A 2,907-nucleotide genomic window follows, 5' to 3' on the forward strand; every position below is an offset into this window, starting at 1 on the left:
AAGAAACTCGCCCCCATTTCTGCCGTCAATTCCTCCACCCCATAGCTATACGAACCAAAAGAACTGGCCTCCACCACTTCCTTGCGGTTGAGGCGAGAGGCGTGGCCTGTGGCATGGATGCACTCATGGAACAGCGTGGCGTAATACTCCTCCGAGCCGATAAAACGATGTTTATCAGGCAATTGGATATAATCCAGCAGGGGAGCATAATAAGCCGAAGAGCCTCCGATTCGCAAAGGCGGCAATTGCGGTTGCATAAATTCAAACAAGCGTTCGGCCGTCTGAATCGGCAAGTGGGGTGTCAGGGGTTCAGAGTCGGGTAATTTCCAGTCCACCCCTTCGATTTGGCTGATGTTGAAGACGTTGTAATAACGCAACAAAGGAATACGCTCCAGCAAGGGCTTTTGCGCAGGCGTGGGATTGGGAATGGATTTTTGGGTCAGCGGGTCAATGTAGAGCCAATTCCAATACACCACAGGCAGGGACTTACTGTTCTTTTTGACCTTGCCGCCCAATTCTTTGGCCTGTTGGAAGGTCAGGAAATAGGGTTTGGGGAAGTTAAACAGATTGAGCAAGAAGCAGTTAATGCCTCGATAAGCCTTTTGGCTCAAGTAATTTTTGGGCAGTTCCGCTCGCCAAGGCATTTGCCATGGTGCCACGCCCTGTTCCAGTCGTTCAATGATGAGTTCGTTTACTCTTTGGTAAACATCACTCGTAGGCTTGTTTTTGGAGTTCATCTTGAAATTTGAGTTTTGTTTCAAGAGCTCTTTTATACAAGCCTATCATGGTTTCTGTGTGAGGGGGGTATCAATGCTTGACAATGCTATCATCATTGCCTTATTCGATTTAATCGCTGCCTATTTTTCTTCTAAAGATACCACGAATTTCACACATAAAGACTATCCTATTGAGATTTCGTTTTATGAGATAATTTGACTAAATTGCATTGTAAGTTCTCGCATGATAGAGCTTAATTAATCACATCACCCTTAAAAAACGCAACAATGAAGGTTTTATTAGACATCAAAGACGATAAGGCTACCCACTTACTTGAAGTGTTGAAAGGTCTGTCTTATGTAAAAGCAACAACCATTTCAGATGAAAAGGCTTTGCTAATGAAGGAGATTAAAGAATCCGTAGAAGAACTTAAACTGGTAAGACAAGGTAAACTAAAAGGCATAACTGCCCAACAATTATTAGATGAGCTATAACATTGTCGCCGTTCCCACTTTTAGAAAAGAGTTAAAGAAATTGGCGAAAAAGTATCTTTCTTTGAAAGCCGATTTAGCTGTTTTGTTTGAAAGCTTGGCAGAAAACCCCACGCAAGGAACTGCTCTGAGCAAAAACTGCTATAAAATACGTCTTGCTGTTTCTTCCAAAGGAAAAGGCAAAAGCGGAGGAGCAAGGATTATCACAAACATTGTTGTTGCCGATGAAACAGTTTACTTGCTTTCTATTTATGATAAATCTGAAAAGGAGACCCTGACCGATAAAGAAATAAATGAACTGCTAAAAGATGTACCTGAATAACAAAGGCCGCGTTGTATAACACGGACTTTGCCGTATATTGACAAGCCTTCTGACAACGATGGTTGCCCAAACCAATAACAATACTTTGAGTTTAATTTAATCCTACTCTCCCAACAGTCTTTTACTCATTTCTTTGCGGGTATCGTCCTCGAAACTGGCCAAATAAACTTCGGTAATGATGGTATTGGTGTGCCCCAAACTCTCACTAATGTACTCAATACTTGCTCCTGACCGCTTGAGCACCGTCGAAAAACTGTGTCGTGCGGTGTAAGTGGTTATATGTTTAGAAATACCCAATTCTGCCCTAATTTGCTTCATCAATCTGTTGATGGTATTAACCGTATTATTGGTTTTCACTGCCTTTTGCAAAGCCGATTGTTCATCATTATAAAACGGAAAAATATAAGTATTAGGCAAACAAGGTTTTTGCCCCCAACGGCCTATAATTTCTTGGGCAATGGGGGGCAAATAGGCTTGAATCAAACGCGGATTGCTGCGGAGCTTGTTCGCGGTTTTTTGCCTCATAAATGTTAAGCGGTCGCCGTCTATATTGCTATACTTGAGATTGCATATATCTTTTACATTCATCCCATTGCATAGATACGAAAAGACCCACAAGTCTCGGGCGAATGCCTCTTTTCCTTGTGGGTCTTGGGGGGTGTAATGAATGATTTTCATAATATCGGCTAAGGGTAAGGCTTTTTTGACATTAACCGACTTTAAGGGCTGATATTTCTTTCGCCCAAAGGGGTAAAAGTCTTTGGAAACAATGCCGTCCGCGATGGCAGCATTGAAAATGGTGCGAATAGAGGTGGTATAAAAACCAGTAGAACCAGGCTTGAGACCTTTTTTGAGGAGCGCGTCCTCATATTTTTTTAAGAAGGCGGGGGTAATGTCTTCAAAATACAAGTTTGTGCCAGCATATTGCCGTAGCGAGTTGAGTGCGCCATTAAAACCCCATGCGGATTTGATGCGCCCTTCGTCCAAAAGATTATCAACAAAGGTTTGGAAGTAGTTTATCACCTTACGCGATACGGCGGCATTGGCACTCTTTCCATTGTATAACTCTATGAATCGCCTGAAGGTGAATACGCCCATTGTACTGAGTATAAGTTGTGCTTTATGCTCTATGGCGGTTATTTTGATTTTTAGTTTCTTGAGTTGCTCGCCGCGCACAGAAGCTGTTTTGAGCTTGTCCCAATCAGCTAATGAAACTGATTCGTCAATACTGATGTATTGTCTTTCTTTTCGGAAAGTAATGCGTAATTTGAGGGGAAAAGTACCATCTACTTTTTGCCTTCTTTTGTCGATAGCGACAGCAATGGTTGCAGTGTTTTCCATGATATTTACAATAAAAATTGACACTATTTTGATTGA

General features: G+C 42.0%; 4 protein-coding genes. 2 read left to right on the forward strand and 2 right to left on the reverse strand.

Annotated features, from left to right (window positions below; genetic code table 11):
- On the reverse strand, positions 1–737 hold a 737-nt coding region (locus tag BM090_RS17970), incomplete at its 3' end, for an ArdC family protein (protein WP_091517044.1).
- Between the two features lie 267 nt (positions 738–1,004).
- On the opposite strand from BM090_RS17970, the gene BM090_RS17975 reads away from it, so the two are divergent.
- Both BM090_RS17975 and BM090_RS17980 read left to right on the forward strand, forming a co-directional pair.
- Complete coding sequence (locus tag BM090_RS17975) at positions 1,005–1,211, forward strand: hypothetical protein (RefSeq protein ID WP_091517047.1); 207 nt, start codon at positions 1,005–1,007, stop codon at positions 1,209–1,211.
- On the forward strand, positions 1,201–1,530 hold the full coding sequence (locus BM090_RS17980) for a type II toxin-antitoxin system RelE family toxin (protein ID WP_091517050.1): 330 nt from the start codon (positions 1,201–1,203) through the stop codon (positions 1,528–1,530). Before BM090_RS17975 ends, BM090_RS17980 begins: the two co-directional genes overlap by 11 nt.
- A gap of 102 nt (positions 1,531–1,632) precedes the next feature.
- On the opposite strand, the gene BM090_RS17985 is transcribed toward BM090_RS17980, so the two are convergent.
- Positions 1,633–2,907 (reverse strand): site-specific integrase (locus BM090_RS17985; RefSeq protein WP_221405434.1); only part of this gene is annotated, 1,275 nt, incomplete at its 5' end.

The sequence above is a fragment of the Flexibacter flexilis DSM 6793 genome, assembly GCF_900112255.1.
Taxonomy (GTDB): domain Bacteria; phylum Bacteroidota; class Bacteroidia; order Cytophagales; family Flexibacteraceae; genus Flexibacter; species Flexibacter flexilis.